The sequence below is a fragment of the Robiginitalea aurantiaca genome (genome assembly GCF_030380815.1).
GTDB lineage: Bacteria > Bacteroidota > Bacteroidia > Flavobacteriales > Flavobacteriaceae > Robiginitalea > Robiginitalea aurantiaca.
In genome coordinates this window covers 678,793-698,934 of the sequence record NZ_JAUDUY010000001.1, presented here as the reverse complement: position 1 = coordinate 698,934, position 20,142 = coordinate 678,793, and the positions used below count along the sequence as shown (strand labels likewise).

At 46.8% G+C, this 20,142-nt stretch carries 15 protein-coding genes; 1 reads left to right on the top strand and 14 read right to left on the bottom strand.

The features are described from left to right. Positions 1-3 precede the first annotated feature (3 nt). The 7 genes from ruvA to ruvB all read right to left on the bottom strand — a co-directional run bounded on the left by ruvA (position 4) and on the right by ruvB (position 10,231). Positions 4-585, bottom strand: coding sequence for a Holliday junction branch migration protein RuvA (gene ruvA, locus QU605_RS03050; RefSeq protein WP_289723784.1), 582 nt, complete (start codon positions 583-585; stop codon positions 4-6). Positions 586-624: 39 nt separating this feature from the next. Beyond that, positions 625-2,922, bottom strand: a complete 2,298-nt coding sequence (locus QU605_RS03045) for an NADP-dependent malic enzyme (protein WP_289723783.1) — start codon at positions 2,920-2,922, stop codon at positions 625-627. Between the two features lie 255 nt (positions 2,923-3,177). Further along, complete coding sequence (locus QU605_RS03040) at positions 3,178-4,578, bottom strand: hypothetical protein (protein ID WP_289723782.1); 1,401 nt, start codon at positions 4,576-4,578, stop codon at positions 3,178-3,180. 201 nt (positions 4,579-4,779) lie between these two features. Further along, positions 4,780-6,498: a sodium:solute symporter gene (locus QU605_RS03035; protein WP_289723781.1), complete on the bottom strand. Its 1,719-nt coding sequence runs from the start codon at positions 6,496-6,498 to the stop codon at positions 4,780-4,782. A 150-nt stretch (positions 6,499-6,648) separates the two neighbouring features. Then, complete coding sequence (gene queG, locus QU605_RS03030; RefSeq protein WP_434967911.1) at positions 6,649-7,608, bottom strand: tRNA epoxyqueuosine(34) reductase QueG; 960 nt, start codon at positions 7,606-7,608, stop codon at positions 6,649-6,651. Between the two features lie 206 nt (positions 7,609-7,814). Continuing rightward, the gene (locus tag QU605_RS03025; protein WP_289723780.1) at positions 7,815-9,197 is read right to left on the bottom strand and encodes a cytochrome P450; all 1,383 of its coding nucleotides are present in this window, start codon (positions 9,195-9,197) and stop codon (positions 7,815-7,817) included. Positions 9,198-9,208: 11 nt separating this feature from the next. Continuing rightward, the gene (gene ruvB / locus QU605_RS03020) at positions 9,209-10,231 is read right to left on the bottom strand and encodes a Holliday junction branch migration DNA helicase RuvB (protein WP_289723779.1); all 1,023 of its coding nucleotides are present in this window, start codon (positions 10,229-10,231) and stop codon (positions 9,209-9,211) included. A 180-nt stretch (positions 10,232-10,411) separates the two neighbouring features. Between ruvB and pckA the strand changes: the two genes are divergently transcribed. Further along, on the top strand, positions 10,412-11,995 hold the full coding sequence (gene pckA / locus QU605_RS03015) for a phosphoenolpyruvate carboxykinase (ATP) (RefSeq protein WP_289723778.1): 1,584 nt from the start codon (positions 10,412-10,414) through the stop codon (positions 11,993-11,995). A 73-nt stretch (positions 11,996-12,068) separates the two neighbouring features. Here the strand turns inward: pckA and QU605_RS03010 are convergent, their stop codons facing one another. The 7 genes from QU605_RS03010 to QU605_RS02980 form a co-directional block, all read right to left on the bottom strand. Further along, positions 12,069-12,911: a GIN domain-containing protein gene (locus QU605_RS03010; protein WP_289723777.1), complete on the bottom strand. Its 843-nt coding sequence runs from the start codon at positions 12,909-12,911 to the stop codon at positions 12,069-12,071. Positions 12,912-13,008: 97 nt separating this feature from the next. Beyond that, positions 13,009-14,832, bottom strand: a complete 1,824-nt coding sequence (locus QU605_RS03005; protein ID WP_289723776.1) for a cytochrome c oxidase subunit I — start codon at positions 14,830-14,832, stop codon at positions 13,009-13,011. Positions 14,833-14,868: 36 nt separating this feature from the next. After that, the gene (locus tag QU605_RS03000) at positions 14,869-15,936 is read right to left on the bottom strand and encodes a cytochrome c oxidase subunit II (protein ID WP_289723775.1); all 1,068 of its coding nucleotides are present in this window, start codon (positions 15,934-15,936) and stop codon (positions 14,869-14,871) included. Positions 15,937-15,969: 33 nt separating this feature from the next. Continuing rightward, the gene (locus QU605_RS02995; RefSeq protein ID WP_289723774.1) at positions 15,970-17,289 is read right to left on the bottom strand and encodes a quinol:cytochrome C oxidoreductase; all 1,320 of its coding nucleotides are present in this window, start codon (positions 17,287-17,289) and stop codon (positions 15,970-15,972) included. A 13-nt stretch (positions 17,290-17,302) separates the two neighbouring features. Then, the gene (locus QU605_RS02990; RefSeq protein WP_289723773.1) at positions 17,303-17,863 is read right to left on the bottom strand and encodes a c-type cytochrome; all 561 of its coding nucleotides are present in this window, start codon (positions 17,861-17,863) and stop codon (positions 17,303-17,305) included. 9 nt (positions 17,864-17,872) lie between these two features. Beyond that, complete coding sequence (locus QU605_RS02985) at positions 17,873-18,394, bottom strand: DUF3341 domain-containing protein (RefSeq protein ID WP_289723772.1); 522 nt, start codon at positions 18,392-18,394, stop codon at positions 17,873-17,875. Between the two features lie 4 nt (positions 18,395-18,398). Then, on the bottom strand, positions 18,399-20,123 hold the full coding sequence (locus QU605_RS02980; RefSeq protein ID WP_289723771.1) for a helix-hairpin-helix domain-containing protein: 1,725 nt from the start codon (positions 20,121-20,123) through the stop codon (positions 18,399-18,401). Positions 20,124-20,142: the final 19 nt, after the last annotated feature.

Genomic DNA, 20,142 nt, shown 5'->3' with positions numbered 1-20,142 from the left:
GTTTTACAAATTTTTAAGCGCACTCTTGATAATACCCTCTACGCTTAGTGCAGGATCTTGGCGTAAAACTGTATCTACGGTCTTTTCCGCCGCCTTACGGGCGAAACCAAGAACCTCTAATGCAGATAACGCTTCATCCTTATTTGTATTGCCTGATTCAGGGGAAACTTCGTCCAGATCGTAAACTTTGAGAACCTTGTCTCTCAAGTCCAGAATCAGACGTTGAGCTGTTTTGGCACCGATGCCTTTTACCGCCTGTATTGCAGGTACATTTTCGCTTACGATTGCGTCGCGAATTTGAGCAGGAGTCATCGAGGAAAGCATGGTACGTGCAGTGGAGGTGCCAACGCCGGAAACCGAGATGAGTAATTTGAATATTTCGCGTTCCGCCTCACTGTAAAAACCAAAGAGAATATGTGCATCTTCCCGAACCTGCAGATAGGTCAGGATCCTGAGATTCTCCTGGTCGGGAATTGCGGAAAAGGTATTGAGTGAAATATTTAAAAAGTAGCCTACCCCGGCACATTCAACGACAACATGAGTAGGTTGCTTTTCAATTAATTTTCCGGTAAGGTGATGAATCATGGTTGTTTGGGTTGAGTTATTCTTAGTTTACAAAGCAGTTCATGAATTCTTAAGATGTGCCTGTTTCCGCTTTTCACGCTCCTGTGCATCGATTACGGCTACGGCGGTCATATTGACCATTTCCTCTACGGATGCACCCATTGGAATCACGTGTACGGCCCTGCGAAGCCCCAGCATGATGGGCCCTATAGCCTCTGCCCCATAGAGTTCCTTCAACAGTTTATAGGTAATGTTAGCCGACTCCAGGTTTGGGAAAATTAACGTATTGACTTTCCGGTCGACCAATTTTGAAAATGGGAATTGATTCTGATTCATTTCGCGATTCAGCGCGTAATCTGCCTGAATCTCTCCATCAACCTGCAATACGGGATCCTGTTCGTGGAGCAGTTCTACCGCCCTTCTTACTTTCCGGGCATTCGGGTGATCTGAGGAGCCGAAATTGGTGTAGGATAACAGGGCCAGGACAGGCTCAAATCCAAAAGCTACCGCCAGGTTTGCAGTCATACGGGCAATAGCTGCAAGTTCCTCAGCAGTCGGATCGATAATTATGGAGGTGTCCGCTAAAAAATAGGGTCCCTTTGGCGTAATCATGATGTGGACCGTTGCCGCCCGCGCAACTTCTGCCGCCCGTCCGATTACTTCAAAAATCGGCTTGACCACTGTCGAATAGGCTCGGGTATATCCTGAAATCATCCCGTCTGCATCCCCTTCCAATACCATCATGGCCCCGAAGTAATTCCTATGCCGCATTTTTAAATTTGCCCCGTACAGGGTGGTACCTCTTCGTTTGCGACCAATCCAATACCGCTCTGCATAATGTTCGCGCTTTTCAAGCGATTCTATTCCGAAATTATCGATAATGGGAATGTCTGCATCAAACTCCAGTTCCGTCATCAGATTTTCAATAAGCGTCCGATTTCCGAGCAGGATGGGATGAGCTATTCCCTCTTCATATGCGATTTGTGCGGTTTTAAGGACGTCTAACTGGTCCGCCTCAGCAAAAACGATGCGTTTTGGATTGCCCTTAGCCCTATTCATAAGCATGCGCATCACCTTCTTTTCATCCCCGGAGCGAACTAACAATTCGGCTTCGTAACGATTCCAGTCCGTAATCGGTTCCTTAGCTACACCACTTTCCATAGCTGCCCTGGCAACAGCGGGAGGTATTTCAGAAATCAATCTGGGATCAAAGGGTTTTGGAATGATGTAGTCACGGCTAAACGCCAGTCTGGTTTCCCCATAAACGATATTCACCTGTTCGGGTACGGGTTGTTTCGCCAGATTCGCCAGGGCTTTTACAGCAGCCATTTTCATCTCCTCGTTGATCTTTGTCGCCCGCACATCCAGCGCACCCCTGAAAATAAATGGAAAACCCAGGACATTGTTTACCTGATTGGGATGATCGGAACGTCCCGTAGCCATAATGATATCCTTCCGGGTCTTTATAGCGAGGTCGTAACTGATTTCAGGGTCGGGATTCGCCATTGCAAAGACAATGGGGTTATCAGCCATGGACTCCAGCATTTCAGCCGTCATTATATCCGCGACCGAGAGTCCAATAAATACATCTGCTCCCACAAGGGCTTCATCCAGGGTGTCTAATTCCATCTCTGTTGCGAATTCCTGTTTCTCAGGTGTCAGGTTTTCCCGATCCTTTCGAATAACCCCTTTACTATCCAGCATGAGGATATTCTCTCCCTTTGCACCGAATGCCTTGTAGAGTCGGGTGCAGGAAACGGCTGCAGCACCCGCACCGCTGATGACAATCCGCACCTTGTCAATTTCCTTTCCGGCGAGTTCGAGGGCATTCAAGAGGGCCGCAGCAGAAATAATGGCTGTACCATGTTGATCGTCGTGCATTACGGGGATGTCCAGTTCCTCCTTAAGGCGCCTTTCTATTTCAAAAGCCTCGGGGGCTTTTATGTCCTCGAGGTTGATCCCGCCAAATGTCGGAGCCATCGTCTTGACGGTTTCGACAAAAGTATCCACGTCCTTTGTATCCAGCTCGATATCGATCCCATCGATATCCGCGAAAATCTTGAACAGCAAACATTTACCTTCCATAACTGGTTTGGAAGCTTCGGGACCAATATCTCCAAGGCCCAAAACGGCCGTGCCATTGGAGATTACTGCGACAATATTTCCCTTTGCCGTGTATTTGTAGACCTGGTCTTTATCCTTGTGTATTTCCTTGCAGGGCTCCGCCACTCCGGGAGAATAGGCGAGCGCCAGATCCCGTTGCGTACTGTAAGGTTTAGTTGGGACAACCTTTATTTTACCGGGTTGGGGTTTGGCGTGATAAATAAGGGCCTGTCGCCTTTTTGTTTCTTTGCTCATCAGATGGGTTTGAATTACAAAAATAAGGGGATTATCCCTTTGACAATATCCCAGGGCCACTTCCTGATAGAAAACATATAAACAGTGCAGTAAAAGCAGCCCTGATTCCCGATTAGGCTGGCGGGTTGTGGTCAATGGAACCGACTGATTTTGGTATGCAGTCTATAGACCTAAATTTACATTGGGTGGGTGGGGGATTCCCGAAATGTACAACACTACCAATATTTAAACTGCCCTAATGACAGTGATTTTCGGCTATTTAAACGGAAAATCGGGACGGTCCAGGTAAGGCTTAAAAAAACGATTGTTTCGAATATAGGAGGTATTGGAATACCCGGATGCCCGTAAATCCTCAAGAATGTCTATCATTTTATCGGGCCTGTTGAGTCGCGCCAAATCCTCAGCCATCCGAATCTTAAAACGCCCATTGTCCGGAAATAGAACGGTCAATAACTCGTTGCAATACAACGAACGTTCAACCTCCTCATTTCTGCGAAAGCCCTCTGAGGCTTCAATGGGCATTGCAAAAAGTTGATTTACTATCCGTGCATACATATTATTTTCAGCCACAATCTCGGATTCACCATATTTTTTTTCAAGGACCTGCATTTGCTGTGACCACCATTTAATATTGACCGAGAGCGGATTTTTATCAAGCTCTGAACGAAAGCGTTCTGAATACTGCTTTCGCAAACGATCTTCAGTCTCCCTGACCTCCTCAAAGGCCTTCTCCTCTTTTTTGAAATCCTTGCTTTTTTCGATTTGGCTGAGTCTTTCGGAGGTATCGTCCGCATCCGTGAGGGAAGGGTATTGCTGCTTAAGTTGGCGGTACTCCCAGCGACTTTCATAAAACCTTCCCGAAGCATACAGCGTATCGGCAATATTTTTGTCTGTTTCGTAAGCATTCAAAACCAACGATGTGTCCAGATTACCTACATCCTGTGCCTCCATAATCATCCAATCAATGGCGCGCTGAAGATGAGCTCGTGGAGGCCAGCTATGTACACCATCATAAAAGAATAACCTGTGTGGCACCTGAATGCGATCCAGCCAGTCACCCGCCTTCCAAATCTCCTGGTAATTCATATCCTTTGTACCTACAATTCCGGTAAATGCAAAAGATACTCCGGGTAACGGCATCTGTCCTGCATTAGGGGAGAATGCCGCTCCACATGCTATCACTCCGCGAATCTGCCCACTTAAAACGGCGAGCGTTGTTGCCAATCGGGCCCCACCACTAAAACCAGCTACAAAAATCATTTCGGGATCTATGGAGAACCGGGTCAACACATCTGAAAAAAGGCTGCCGGCCTGTTCAAAATTCTTCTCATAGGGACCATTTCGGCTCACATTGGAACAAACAACAATCCAACCCCGGGAACCCGCCGCTTCACGAAAAGTGTCCACACCCAGGGATCCCCTGGCAGCCGGGTCAAAAACAAAAAGTACCGGAGTAGGGACAGAGGGCTGGTAGTTCTCGGGAAGGTATAGGGAGTAACTATCTCCTGAAGAATCCTTCAGATGTACTGTGTCAATTACTTTCCCGGTCGGCCATGCGCTTTCAACCTGAGCAAAAAGCGTAGGTGTGGATAAAAAAAATATCCACATAAGGCAAATGGCGAAAATCCGCACAGGATTCAGATGTTCCTTTTCCATAAGGCTGAAGTTGGAATAGGGGTAGTTCTTTATAATGATAAAAGCCTAATTACATCGATTGCCACCTTAAAGAAGGTCTGGGATTCAAGCAATTCCTTCTTTCAGGGTTATGACATTCTGAAAGGAATATGCAGTAACGAAATATAAATTAGTTCCGGGGGCGGGGGCATACCCCCTACCCCTTGTATTACCAACTTTAAACTACCAGAACCATATGACAATCGCAGCGGTAAGGATCAGCAAAATCACTGCGAGATAACGGTAGTTCTGATACCATGGAAGGGCTTTTAATTCCTCTGTTTCAGATGTAAAAAGCTCTTTTTTATAGGTGTATTCCGCTATCTTTTCAATATCGGGCCTGGCCGTGGATAAACTAACTACAACATGGATCAGCACACTGATCACAAACAAAATATTTGCCTTCGCCAGGAAATGGAAATCATTGAGATACGGCCATAGATCAAAAGACGCGGATAAAATCATTAACAAGGCGAAAATCCCTCCTACTATGAGGCTTACAAAGGCGCCACTTGCATTCGCGCGCTTCCAGAACAGGCCCAGGATAAATGCGGAAACAACCGGGGGGCTCGTAAAGGCTATAACAAGTTGAAGGTACCCCCAAAGGGAATCACTTACCTTTTCGATAAAGGGCACCCATGCGGAGGCAAGGACCACTAATACAAGGGTGGAAATCTGTCCGGCCCTGACCAATTGTTTACTGGTCAGATGGGGTTTGAATTCCCTGATAAAGTCCATAGTAATTAATGTGGAAGCCGAGTTAAACGTTGCGGAAACAGAAGACATCATCGCGGCGAGCAAACCAGCCACAACTAATCCCAGGATTCCCGTGGGCAGAAGCTGGAAGAGCAATACCGGATAGGTCAGATTTGGACAGTCGGAAAGGTTTTCGCACATTCCGCCGGTTGCCAGCGGATAGTTAAGGTTGGAAATGTCCAGATTATTGAAAAGCAACAGGGCCAATAAGCCCGGTACCACCATAATAAAGATAACAGGGAGTTTGAGGAAGCCGGCAAAAAGAGCCCCCCACCTGCCGTGATTCAGATCTTTGGCACCTAATACACGCTGGACCATAAACTGGTTATTTGCCCAGAAGTAAAAGCCGAGGAGCGCAACACCTGAAATCAGTCCCCACCAGGGCATGAACTCATCATTGTTAGGACGCACCAAACTGAAGACCTCACCGGAGTTCTGGGGAATGTACTTCCCTTCAGCTGCCCTGTCACCGAAATTAACCTCTCCTGAAGCAAGCATCACATCCAGGCGGTCCATCATGGTTTGCCACCCTCCCCCGAGTTCCTCAAAAGCAAAATACGTCAGCAGACAAGAACCTATAATGAGTAAAATGGCTTGTATCACTTCGGTTTGAATAACCGAATTCAGTCCTCCGGGGATTGTGTACGCCGCTGCGGCCACGGCCAGGATAATGATGATCACCGTTGAGCTTGTTTCCGGGAAGAGCAACTTAAGGACAATGCTTCCCACATATAGGCCGGCAGCGGTATCCACCATTACATTGCCAATTATCGTAATCAGCGAGAAGTAATACCTGGAGCGTTTGTCGTAACGCCGTTGCAAAAATTCAGGCATGGTATATACCCCCGATTTCAAATAAAAGGGCAGGAAAAAAATGGAAAAGAAGATTAGAATAACAACGGCGTACCATTCGTAGTTATAGACGTTTATATTGGTCTGAAAACCATCGGAAGCCAGGCCTACAAGGGTTGAACTGGATATGTTGGCGGAAAAGAGGGCAATACCCACAATGGGCCAGGTCATTGTCCTACCCCCTAGAAAATAGTCCTCAGAACTGCTTCTTTTGGATTTTGAAATACCATAGATAATGATGCCCACCAGGTAGACAACTATGACTACCAGGTCCAGTGTTCCTAATCCGCCCATAAAAAAGATTTAGTTTGTTTCGTTTAGTCAGTTTACCAGAACAGCCCAATTGGTGATGCCTCCAGCGACCTCAATATAACAACTTTAAGATTCTTGAAGAAATATCATAAGATAGTCCGCCCACAAGATGTGCCCTTTCGATTGCCTGCCCTACCCGCTTCCTTCTGTTCCTGAGGACTTAACGTAGGAAATATTGCGCTTTAATCCAGAGAATTTTGTGCGCTTAACTGCTGATTTTTGAAAAACACGCTTAAAGACCTCCTCGGTGAGTTCTTCCCATTCCCGCCTGTCATTTTGGAGCAGGGCAGCATTTGGCTCAAAGGCAGGTTCGCGATGCGGTTTTGAAAAGCGGTTCCAGGGGCATACATCCTGACAGATGTCACACCCAAATACCCAGTCGTCAAAGTTCGCTCCCAGATCCGAAGGAAATTCATTTTTTAGCTCAATGGTAAAATAGGAAATACACCTGCTCCCATCCACCACATAGGGCTGTACGATCGCCCCGGTTGGACACGCATCCAGACATGCCGTACAGGTCCCGCAATGATCGGTAACAGGACCGTCGTAATCCAGTTCCAGATCCAAGATCAATTCGGCAATAAAATAGAATGAACCTACTTCCTTTGTAAGCAAATTAGAGTGTTTCCCAATCCAACCCAGTCCGCTTCGGGCAGCCCACGCTTTGTCCAGGACCGGTGCCGAATCTACAAAGACCCGCCCGTGGACTTCCCCAATTTCCTGTTGAATAAAGCCGTGCAACGACCGGAGTTTAGCCTTAATTACGTTGTGATAGTCTTCTCCATAGGCATATTTTGAGATTTTATAGGAGTCTTCCCGCTGTTTGGTTGTCGGGTAATAATTGTAGAGCAGGGAAATTACAGATTTAGCCCCAGGGACCAGTTTACGGGGGTCCAGGCGTTTGTCGAAATGGTTTTCCATATACGCCATCTCCCCGTGCATGTTATTTTTAAGCCAGGCCTCAAGACGCGGCGCTTCTTCCCTGAGAAAAGTAGCTTCAGAGATACCGCAGGAAAGAAAGCCAAGGCGATCCGCCTCGGCTTTAATTAGCTGGGTATTGCGATGTCTGGCATCCATACCCACAAGGTACATTTATTCAGGCTTGATAATCTGGTTGATGTGTAAAAAGTTGTCCGGATCGCACTTGGATCTGGCCTTTCAAAGCCTTTGCTGATATTCCCCATAGGAGTTCTCTGCCCGCCCTGCTCCTACTTCCATCATGAAATTCACATAGGCGCCTTTATTTATCCCAAAAAGTTTCTGGGGCCTTATGGCAGGACTTGTATGGATTTGAAAAATCAGCGGGAATGCAATTCCACTAACACTTTCCCGGGTTTCAGCGAAATCAGCGGGTTCAGATGCAGGGATTCAACAGGAGTAGTGATCCGGTAATTTTTAACAAGCCAGCCAATGGCCAATACCATCTCATTCATGGCAAAAATATTCCCAATACACATTCTCGGACCCGCTCCAAAGGGAAAATAGAACCCGGTATACGCCTTCTTCTTTCCTGGCGCGAAGCGCTCAGGCATAAAAGCATCCGGTCGTTCCCAAAGATCAGGGCTTCGATGCAATTCAAAGATGCTGAGCAACCAGGTTGTCCCTTTGGCATAGGTATTCCCTTCAACCTTTTGTTCGCAGACCGATACGCGGTCGATGACATAAACAGGAGGATACAGGCGCATCGCTTCTTCTATACACTGCTGGGCGTATACCAGATTCCGGATCAGGTGCATTTTATCCTGGCCTTCAAAGTCAAGTGCCCTGACTTCTTCAAACAAGCGCTCCTGAATTTCCGGATGGGACGCCAGAAGAAATACGGTAAAGCTCAGGGCATTTGCGGTGGTCTCATGCCCTGCTGTAAACAGGATGATTAATTCATCGATGAGTTGATTTCTGGGCATAGCACCTCCATCTTCATAACGGGCATCGAGCAACATGTCCAGAAGGTCACCGCGACTTGTGCCAGAAGACTCCCGTTCTTCGATCAGTGTATCCAGTATTTGCCTTGCTTCTGTCGAAAGGCCAAGGTGATGCCCAATTCGCCCTGAGAGCGTAAACCACCATTTCAGGTAGGGTTGTCGCATCTCGCGGATAAGCATTTTCTGGTTGTCTTCGGTGATCTCCTGCAGCCGATTCATATCCGCCCTGAAATCCCCCGCCCTGAAAAGAGACTGGGCGACAACCTGAAAGGCAAGATCACTCATCTTCGGAAGGATATCCATTACTTCCCGAACTGGCAGATCTAATAATTCGTTCCGGATCGCCCGGTACATCAGGTCGAGTAATCCCTGTAACTGTTCTTTATGAAATGCAGGCTGAATCATCTTTCGGTGCTTCCTCCAGAAGTCGCCTTCACTGGTCAGAATTCCATGTCCAATATATTTGGCCAGATCCCGGGTCTGTAGCTCTGATTTGGCATAATTACGCTGTTTTTTCTGAAGGATCGTCCGAATGGTCTCAGGATCCCGGGTAAAAACAATTCGTCTGCCGGGCCCGATGGTGACTTTAAAAGTATGTCCGTACTCCTGGAACTTTTCATGATGAAATGGCAGGGGATTCCTCAAGATGCGCTTTCGGTTCCTGAAAACCTCCCATTGAGACACTACATGAATGGGCTTGGAGGGACTGGCTGATTTGTCAGAGGTACTTCTTGAAAGGTCTTTCTCTCGATTAGCCATTTAGAAAGGATTCAAAATAAGCCGGGTTGGTCACTTCCTCGAATCTTTCCCAGGTGGCGGTATGCAAGTTCTGTCACTTCCCTTCCCCTTGGGGTCCGCATCAGGAATCCCTGTTGGATCAGAAAGGGCTCATAGACCTCTTCAATGGTTTCTGCATTTTCAGAAACGGCTGTAGCAATGGTGTTCAGTCCGACAGGGCCCCCTTTGAATTTGTCGATGATGGTGGACAGAATTTTGTTATCCATTTCATCCAGACCGTATGTATCTACATTTAGTGCCTGCAGGCCATATCTGGAGATCTCCAAATCGATTTTGCCATTTCCCTTGATCTGTGCAAAGTCGCGAATGCGCCTTAGAAGTGCGTTGCAGATTCTTGGGGTCCCCCTGCTTCTTCCTGCAATTTCAATGGCAGCCTCCTGGGTTATGGGAACTTTGAGGATGTCTGCAGAGCGCTCCACGATGGTGGACAATAGTTCGGTATCGTAATATTCCAAACGGCTGTTGATTCCAAAACGCGCCCGCATGGGAGCGGTCAGCAATCCGGAGCGCGTGGTAGCCCCGACAAGGGTAAATGGACTCAGGTGTATTTGTACCGAACGGGCGTTTGGCCCCGATTCGATCATGATATCTATCTTAAAATCCTCCATGGCCGAATAGAGGTACTCCTCAACAATGGGGCTCAGTCGATGAATTTCATCTATGAAGAGTACATCCCGCTCCTCCAGATTGGTGAGCAAACCTGCCAGGTCCCCGGGTTTATCCAGCACCGGACCTGAAGAGACCTTTAACCCCACACCCAGTTCATTGGCAAGAATATGTGCAAGGGTGGTTTTCCCAAGACCCGGAGGTCCGTGAAGCAGAGTATGATCCAGTGCTTCTTGTCGCATATTGGCTGCCTGAACAAAAATCTGCAGGTTTTCAAGAACTTTCCGCTGTCCGGTAAAATCGTCAAAAGAGACAGGTCTTAAGGCTCTCTCGATATCGAGCTCCTCCTGAGAAAGGTGGTCTGCTGAAGGGTCCAGATGTTCATTCATAATAGCACAAAGATAGGTAAACTGAAGACTTCCCAGGGTTCAGGCCCTCACCAATTTTATTGGAATACTTTGATATTTATCATGTTTTTAATGCCCAATGTTCCGCTTCTTTGTATTTTGCTAGAAGGCCCGGAGCCTTAAGAATACTGATGACTATTAACCGCCAAAAGCACTCAATCTATGGCAGCATTTAACCTCTCCCAATATGGGATACATGTAGAAAAAATACACAGAAATAGCAGCGTTCCTGTCCTCTATGAGATCGGATTGCGCAGGGAAGCGGGAACCGCGATCTCCGATGTTGGAGCCCTGCTGGTTTATTCTGGTGAAAAAACAGGTCGAAGCCCAAAGGATAAGCGTATTGTTCGGAATCCGGAATCAGAAAAAAACATCGACTGGGGCCCTATTAATATCGGATTGGATGAACACACCTATTTTGTAAACCGGGAACGCGCCATAGATTATCTCAATATCTGCGAACGGCTCTTTGTCGTAGATGCCTACGCCGGCTGGGATCCAAAATACCGAATCAAGGTTCGCATTGTGTGTACCAGGGCGTATCACTCCCTTTTCATGCAAAATATGCTGATCATGCCAACAGCGGCCGAATTGGCTGATTTCGGCACCCCGGATTATGTCATATTCAACGCAGGAGGTTTCCCCGCCAACAGCTACACCTCCGAAATGACCTCAAAAACATCTGTCGATGTTAATTTGGAAAACAAAGAAATTGTCATCCTGGGGACACAGTATGCCGGGGAGATGAAAAAAGGAATTTTCGGTGTCATGAATTACCTCATGCCTCTTGAAGGGGTATTGCCAATGCACTGCTCTGCCAATGTTGGGGCCGAGGGGGATGTCTCCCTTCTTTTCGGGCTCTCAGGAACCGGAAAAACAACCCTAAGCGCGGATCCAAAGCGGAAACTCATCGGAGATGATGAGCATTGCTGGACAGATGAAGGCACTTTTAATATTGAAGGAGGGTGTTACGCCAAAGCGATCGACCTTTCTGCTGAAAGCGAGCCGGACATTTTTAATGCCATCCGGTTTGGCACCGTACTGGAAAATGTCGTGTACGATAAAAGTACCCGGAGTGTAGATTATTCGGACACTTCGATCACACAGAACACCCGGGCTTCTTATCCGATCCATCATATTGAAAATGTTCAGATCCCATGTGTTGCCGGGCATCCTAAAAACATCATATTCCTGACCTGTGACGCCTTTGGCGTGCTTCCTCCTGTGAGTAAACTAACCCCAGAGCAGGCGAGCTATCATTTTATTTCAGGCTATACGGCAAAAGTAGCCGGTACAGAAATGGGGGTTACGGAACCTCAGGCCACGTTCAGTGCTTGCTTCGGGGCCGCCTTTATGATGTGGCACCCCAATAAATACGCTGAATTACTCGCGGACAAAATGAAGCAGCATTCAGTCAATGCCTGGTTGATCAATACGGGATGGACAGGCGGGGGTCATGGTGTAGGTTCCCGTATCAAACTCAAATATACCCGAGCTATGATAGATGCGATCCACCGTGGGGATTTTGACGGAGTTTCCTATACAAAAGATGCTGAATTCGGTTTTGATATTCCTCAAAGCTGTCCTGAAGTACCTGCTGAAGTACTCAATCCAAAATCCACCTGGACGGATAAAAACAGCTATGACACAACCAAAGCTAAATTGATTGGTTTATTCAAGGAGAATTTCAAAAAGTTTGAAGCCGGTGTCAATTCAGAAATCCTGAAGGCCGGACCAAACTCCTGACCTGGTTTTCTTTAACGACAAAACCCTGCTTTCAATATGAAAGCAGGGTTTTTTAATATTTATATGACACGTTTTATTGAGAGGACTTATGAAGTTCTGCAGTGTCATAAAAACCCAGAATTTCGATTTTGGGTTGTCCGTAGACATAGAGTTTCGATTTATCCCGGCCTTCATAAGACAATTGGGTAAGCGCATTGATGCGCGCCTGGGAGGACGTATTGAGAAAAGCCATTATGCTGCCTACCTCCATGCCTTCAGCTTTTAGGGAAGCATTGTCCGTCATGGAGAGTGTCAGGGATTTACCCGTACCCTCCAAAACGGCCGTAGCACGCCCGGAGAGTGTTATATCCATTGCACTATCGGTGCTGTAGATAAACGATTTGGTTTGGTCTGCCAATGTAATATGAAGCGAATCTGAAGCTATATTGAGGTCCGAAGTGGCATTTCCGCTCATTTGCAGTTTTACTAATCCCGCGCTAATCGTTAAAGAGGTTTCGCTGCCTTCCATAAGCATGAGATCCAGCTGATTTACCTCGATGGTCTGCTCCGCTACTGCGCTCCCCTGGGCAACGCGAATTGTCCTGAGATCCTGATAGGTAAGGGTTAAGTCCAGCTTTTTACTTCCTGTAATGGTATAAAACGTCGAAATATTCAGGGTGTCCCCGTCTTGTTCAAATCTCAAGATATCGATGAGGTTGTCGTCCGCTTCAATTCGGACGGCCTCCTTGTTTCCCGGCTCAAGCCGCACTTCAAGACCATCGGTAATGCTCAGGTGTGCAAACTCGTTTAAAGGTTTGTCCACGGTTATGACACTTCGATTACCCTTTATCTTAGGTTTACGCTGGCCAAATCCTGTACCTGATAGCAGAAGGGCTATCACCAATATTCCGAAACGCATGCAATACTTCATTGTCATTAACCTAGATTCTGATTAAAGATATACAAATCCTTAAAACCCATATAGCAGAAAGTAAAAAGCCCGCTGATGCGGGCTTTTTTAATCCTATACAGCGCTAATGCTGCAATTCTTCTTCGTTCTCCTGTAAAGGCACATCCTGTGGGACAAAGTCCTGTCCAGGCAAGATATAATCGCCATTCTCAAAAGTCTTGCTATAATCATAACTCCAGCGATGTACTTCAGGAATTGCACCCGGCCAGTTGCCATGTATATGTTCCTGAGGTGCCGTCCACTCCAGTGTGGTTGCATTCCATGGATTCTGAGGTCCACGCGCTCCGTAGAAAATACTGCGGACAAAATTATAAACAAAGATCAGCTGTGCCAGAGCAGTAATAATTGCAAATACGGTCATCAATACCTGAACATCAACGAGTTCATCGAACATTGGGAACGCGGTATTCTGATAGTACCTCCTTGGAACTCCAGCCATTCCCACGAAATGCATGGGAAAGAATACCCCATAGGAACCTACGGCAGTAATCCAGAAATGCACATACCCGAGGTTCTTGCTCATCATTCGTCCCTGGAACATTTTAGGGAACCAGTGATAGACTCCTGCAAAAAGCCCGTAAAGCGCAGATATACCCATCACAAGGTGAAAGTGCGCCACGACAAAATACGTGTCGTGGACATTGATATCGAGTGTACTGTCCCCCAGTATTATACCCGTTAAACCACCGGTGATGAAAGTAGAAACCATCCCGATAGAAAATAACATTCCCGGGTTGAGCTGCAGATTTCCTTTCCACAAGGTAGTAATCCAGTTAAACGCCTTTACGGCTGATGGTATCGCGATAAGAAGCGTTGTAAAGGTAAATACAGATCCGAGGAAAGGATTCATTCCGGAAATAAACATATGGTGTCCCCAAACGATGGTCGAGAGAAACGCAATAGCCAAAATGGAAGCGATCATTGCGCGGTATCCAAAGATTGGTTTACGAGCGTTCACAGACATTACTTCGGACACAATACCCATGGCCGGAAGAATAACAATATAGACCTCAGGGTGCCCAAGGAACCAGAACAGGTGTTCAAACAGTACGGGAGACCCGCCCTGATAATGCAAGACCTCTCCCTGAATAAAGATATCCGAAAGGAAAAATGACGTTCCGAAACTTCGGTCCATAATGAGTAAGAGCGCTGCAGAAAGCAAAACCGGAAATGAGATCACACCGATAATTGCTGTAACAAAAAATGCCCAGATCGTCAATGGGAGCCGTGTCATGGACATCCCTTTGGTTCGTAAATTGATTACCGTTACGATGTAATTCAAAGAACCCAGAAGGGACGAAGCGATAAAAATGGCCATGGAGACCAACCACAGGGTCATTCCCATCCCAGAGCCCGGTTGGGCCATAGGCAATGCGCTCAATGGAGGATAAATCGTCCAACCCGCAGCAGCAGGCCCTGCTTCAACAAAGAGCGAGATTACCATAATCACACTGGATAGGAAAAACATCCAGTAAGACAACATGTTCAAAAAGCCGGAAGCCATATCCCGTGCACCTATCTGAAGGGGTATAAGCAGGTTACTAAAGGTACCGCTCAGTCCAGCTGTTAGAACAAAGAATACCATGATTGTTCCGTGTATGGTCACAAGGGCCAGATAGATATCCGCATCCATCACTCCATCAGGAGCCCACTTACCGAGTACTGCCTCAAAAATGGGGAAAGACTCGCCGGGCCACGCCAGTTGCATCCTGAATAAAAGGGACATGGCGATTCCAATGAATCCCATGATCAAACCTGTAATCAGATATTGTTTCGAGATCATCTTGTGATCCTGACTGAAAATATATTTGGTTACAAAAGTTTCTTTGTGATGGTGCCCGTGGTCATGAGCGTGGTCATCGGTCAATGCATGTGCTTGTACTGACATAATCTTTTTTTTTATTCTTTTTCTTGCAATTCTTTTTTAGGGCTGCATGGAAGCCATCGTCTGATTAAACGTCTGTTGGCCCTCCAGCCATGCCTGGTACTCTTCTTCAGTCTCAACAATAATCTTCATCTGCATATTGTAGTGAGACTTACCGCAAATTTTATTACATAGCAATACATAATCAAACTCCCATGGGTCGGAATTCGGTTCCCCCATTGCTGCTTTTTCTGCCCTCAGTATGTTTGTCCTTTTGACTTTTTCAATAGTCTCCGGACGTTGTCTCATCTCAGCCGTGGTAACCGTTGGCGTAAAAGAGAACTCGGTAATCATTCCCGGCACACAATTCATCTGTGCCCGAAAGTGTGGCATGTAAGCGGAATGAAGCACATCCTGAGACCGGAATTTAAAATTGACCTTCCTTCCTACGGGCAAATGAAGTTCTTTGACAATAACATCATCGGAGGCATTCGGATCGGATTCATCCAGCCCGAGAATATTCGCGCGATCGATATCAATCAGTCTTACATTGGCCTCTCCCAGCACATTGTCCGCCCCGCCATAACGAGCTGTCCAGTTAAACTGCTGGGCATACAATTCAACAATCAGGGGATCGTCATCCTCGTTGATATCCATAATATTGGTCCAGGTGTATAAACCCCATAGGATCAAACCTGCCAAAACAATTACGGGAATAATAGTCCAGATAAACTCCAGCGTATTATTATCGGCAAAGAACAATGCCTTGGTTCCCTTTTTACCACGGTATTTATAAGCGTAATAATGCAATAACGCCTGAGTGATAAACTGAACAATAAAAATAATAACAAATGACCATAACAACAAGGAGTCGTATTCCGCCCCGTGCTCGCTCGAAGATTCCGGCAGGATGTACTTTCCATACTTCCAGAAACTAAAGATGGTGATTCCGTAAATAAAAATGAGGAATGCGAACATCAGATAGCCGTTGTAACGGTTATCCTCATCTGTGGCCACCTCTGCATTTGCCGATTTAGCCCTTACCTGGGACAATTCAAAAATCTTGGTCATCTGCCAGACGGCAATGCCCACTAAAACTAAAACCGCTATCGTCAATACTGCTGTCATCGTGTGAACGGATATGATTCGCTATCGCTTATTTTAATAATGAAACTGCCTGCTTTCCTCAATATAAGGATTGCGGGTAGGCTGTAATGGGGCTTTGGTCAACGCCCTGAATACCCAGAAAAGGAACGCACCTCCAAAAAAGAGAACGGCTCCGATCTCGGGAATACCAATATACCACTGATCTCCCACTGTTGCCGGCATGACCATGTTGTACACATCCAGGTAATGGCCCATCAGGACAACGATACCTGCCATGATCACAAACCAGTTAAGGCGTTTGTAATCACTGTTCATGAGTACCAATAAGGGGAATGCAAAATTCATCACCAGCATACCCCAAAAAGGCAGGGAGTAATTCTCTATTCGCGTTACGTAATAGGTAACTTCTTCAGGGATGTTCGCATACCAGATCAACATGAACTGGCTGAACCAGAGATAGGTCCAGAAAATACTGATACCAAACATAAATTTAGCCAAATCGTGTATGTGGCTATCATTTACATCAGGCAGATACCCTCTTGATTTCAGGTAGATTGTAACCATGGCGATAACCGTGATTCCCGAAACGAACATACTGGCGAAAACATACCATCCGAAAAGGGTACTGAACCAGTGCGGATCCAAACTCATGATCCAATCCCAGGACATCATGGATTCACTAACCAGATAGAAAACCAGGAATCCGGCAGACCATCTGAAGTTCTTTACGAAATTAGAATTATCATCTGCGGCGTCCTGAGCCAGGGACAACCTTCTGGATATCTCTCTGTAGGCGATCCATCCTCCAAGGTAAATCGCAGCGCGTACCAGGAAGAAAGTAGGATTCAGGTAACCTGCTTTGCCTTGCAAAAGCTCGTCATGGGCAACCGTTTCCGCATCCATCCATACAAACAGGTGGTTCATATGAAGTACAGAAAGTACAAGGAAAACAAAGAGCAGAACTCCGCCAGGTACCAGCCAAGCCGTAATTCCCTCCATAACCCTGAACAGCATTGGAGACCATCCCGCCTGTGAGGCCCTCTGCACGCCGTAAAAGGCAAGAACACCCAGGGAAATCATAAAGAAAAAGAACAGGGCGACGTAAGTGGCCGACCAGGGGCGATTCTGTAACTGGTGCAACAAATGCTCGTCGTGATCCGAGGCATGGGCATCATCTGCGTGAGCAGCAGTTCCTGTAGCTTCATGGGTCACTTCACCATGACCTCCTCCATGTCCGTCATCATGTGCAGCAACCATGGATTTTGCTTCTTCAACCGTAGAAGGTGCGGAAACAAAACCTATCCCCATTCCCACGAGCCCTAGAGCCATAAGAATCAGGGATCCTATTTTAAGTCTGTTTGAGAAGGTATACATCTGCAATCGCTATCTATTTGGTTAGGTCTTCTTTTAATTTCATGACGTACTCAGCCACCTGCCAGCGCTCCTCGTGGTTAAGCTGATTCGCATATGAACCCATTGAGTTCAGGCCGTAGTACATTACATGATAGGTGCTCCCTGGCGTGATATTCCGAGCGGCATCGCTGTAAGAAGGGACACCGAGGATCTTTTCCCGCTGCACCAACCAGCCTTTACCATCTCCTTTGGCGCCATGGCAAATCGCGCAATAAATATCATAGAGTTCTTTACCCACGGCGAGGTTGTCCTCACGCATGAGCGAATCCAGCGGACTTGCAACCATTGCGGACATTTCCTTACCCTCAGGGGTGTTCTCCAGGGCATAAGGGACTAATCCCCTTGAGATCGTGTGCTCCACGGGCGTCATGGCTTCAGAACCATTAGGTAACCAATCCACCTGCTCGTAGGTTTCATAGCCGACAGATTCATACATATTGGGCATGTACTGGTAGTTCGGCTGATTCTCATCCTGGCAGGATGCCAGACCGAGTATCGCTACAAGTACCCCAGCTGAAATAAGTAAGTTCTTCATCCTTCGATTTTACTTTTCTAAACTGTTGATTTCCACAGCTCCCGTTTCCTTTAGGAGGGCCGTCAGATCCGTTTCGTTACCATGTACCTCAATTTCCATGATAAAATGGTCGTCAGTACTCCGGACATCAGGATTTTCAGCCTTTTTGAACGGCCATAAGCGGCTTCTCAGATAAAAGGTAATAACCATGAGGTGGGCTGCAAAAAAAACAGTCAATTCAAACATGATTGGCATAAAGGCCGGCATATTCTCAATATAGCTGAAACTGGGCTTTCCACCGATGTCCTGTGGCCAGTCCTGAATCATGATATAGTTCATCATGACAATGGCAACAGTAAGCCCCAAACAACCATACATAAATGAGGTGATCGCTATCCGTGTCGGAGCGAGTCCCATGGCCTTGTCCAGTCCGTGGACCGGAAACGGACAATACACCTCTTCGATATGATGCCGGGCTGCCTTTACCTTTTTGACTGCCTGCATCAGCACGTCATCGTCATTGTAATAAGCGTGAATAACTTTTGATGCCATAGTCTTAAGAATTGTCGTCCATTAATCGTTTTGCCTGGCCAGCCCAGTCATCTCTCAGCGCCCTTCCGGGGAAAGATTCTGTAAGTGCATCCAGTAGCTCGTATTCCCGCTCAGTCATCCGGCTCACCTGTCTGAAGGTGTAAATGCCGATTTCATTCAGGGTTTGTTCCATTTGCGGGCCCACTCCCTTAATCTTCTTAAGGTCATCAGCCGTTTCGGTGTTCGCATCAAAGGCTCCAATGGCTTTAAGAAGGCTATCAGCTTTATCCGAGGTTCCCTCAGAAAGTGCTTCTTTTTCAGTCGTATTCACCTTCGCTGCGGTTGCAGGCAGGGTATAAAGCGGCTTACCCGCGTCCCTGAGTTTTTTGTAACGCTCTCCTGAAGACTTCAGAATCGACTTCACCTCGGCCTGAGCAATCACGGGGAATGTACGTGCATATAACAGAAAGAGCACAAAGAAGAATCCTATGGTACCGATAAAGATCCCAATATCGACGAAGGTCGGAGAGAACATCGTCCATGAGGATGGGAGGTAATCGCGATGCAGGGAGGTTACGATAATCACAAAACGCTCAAACCACATCCCGATATTTACCACTATCGAAATAATAAAGGAAATAAGAATGCTCGTCCGGATTTTTTTAAACCACATGACCTGAGGTGAGACCACGTTACAGGTCATCATGAGTGCATAGGCCCACCAATAAGGACCAGTAGCCCTGTTCAAAAAGGCATATTGTTCGTACTCAACCCCTGAATACCAGGCGATAAACAATTCGGTAATATAGGCACAACCTACGATGGACCCCGTAATCATGATCACGATATTCATCAATTCTATGTGCTGTACAGTAATATAATCCTCGAGGTTACTCACCTTTCGCATGATAATCAAAAGGGTGTTCACCATGGCAAAGCCGGAAAAGATAGCCCCTGCCACAAAGTAAGGTGGAAAGATCGTCGTATGCCATCCGGGGATCACCGAAGTAGCAAAGTCAAAAGATACAATGGTGTGAACCGAGAGTACAAGAGGGGTTGCCAAACCGGCAAGTACCAAAGACACCTCTTCAAAGCGCTGCCAGTCTTTCGCGCGCCCGGACCAGCCAAAACTTACGAGACCATAAATTTTCTTTTGGAAAGGTTTTACGGCACGGTCCCTGATCATCGCAAAATCAGGCAATAGTCCTGTCCACCAAAAGACGAGGGAAACCGAAAGATAGGTTGAAATCGCAAATACGTCCCAAAGCAGGGGCGAATTGAAGTTCACCCAAAGTGAGCCAAATTGGTTCGGAATGGGCAATACCCAGTACGCAAGCCAGGGACGCCCCATGTGGATGATCGGGAAGAGTCCGGCCTGAATTACCGAGAAAATTGTCATCGCCTCCGCAGACCGGTTGATGGCCATACGCCATTTCTGACGGAAAAGGAGTAATACCGCTGAAATCAATGTTCCGGCGTGGCCAATACCTACCCACCACACAAAGTTGGTAATGTCCCAGGCCCAATTAACCGTCCGGTTCAGACCCCAGGTTCCAATCCCGGTGGAAATAGTATAAATAATACAACCAACCCCCCAAAGGAATGCGGCCAGGGCAATGGAAAAAACAATCCACCATTGCTTGTTGGCTCTGCCCTCAACCGGGGCAGCGATGTCCACAGATACTTCGTGGTAGCCTTTGTCGCCCAGTACAAGGGGTTTACGTATAGGTGCTTCGTAATGCGACGCCATATTTATTTATCGTTTCTTA